1 protein-coding gene is annotated in these 451 nt (G+C 40.6%); it reads left to right on the top strand.

The window, feature by feature from the left end:
- Nucleotides 1-451, top strand: a 451-nt coding sequence (locus ACVC3Y_RS05840) for an SdrD B-like domain-containing protein (RefSeq protein ID WP_452226355.1), incomplete at both ends; no start/stop codon positions are given.

Below are 451 nucleotides of genomic sequence, written 5' to 3'. Positions count from 1 at the left end.
ACAAGATCCAGGAGAAGAAGGAATAGAAGGGGTAGAAGTTGTAATTACAGATGTGGATGGAACAGTAACCACAGTAACAACAGGAACGGATGGAACATGGTCATTAAACAATGTACCATTAGGAGATGCAGAAGTAGATGTAGATGAGACTACATTACCAGCAGATATTACAGATACTTTAACAACAGGAACCTCAGATCCAGAAACAGTAACAGTTGTAGATGGAACTAATGCTACTACTGATGATGGTTATACACCAGCAGTTGGAGATTTAAGTGGAGTTGTATTTGAAGACCTTAACGGCGATGGAGTACAAGATCCAGGAGAAGAAGGAATAGAAGGAGTAGAAGTTGTAATTACTGATGTTAACGGAGACGAAACAACAGTAACAACAGGAACGGATGGCTCATGGACAGCAACAGACATTCCAGTAGGAGATGCAGAAGTAGAT

This window comes from Lacinutrix cladophorae (assembly GCF_053604645.1).
The sequence above is the reverse complement of the archived record's forward strand: the minus strand, read 5'-3'. Positions and strand labels throughout refer to the sequence as shown.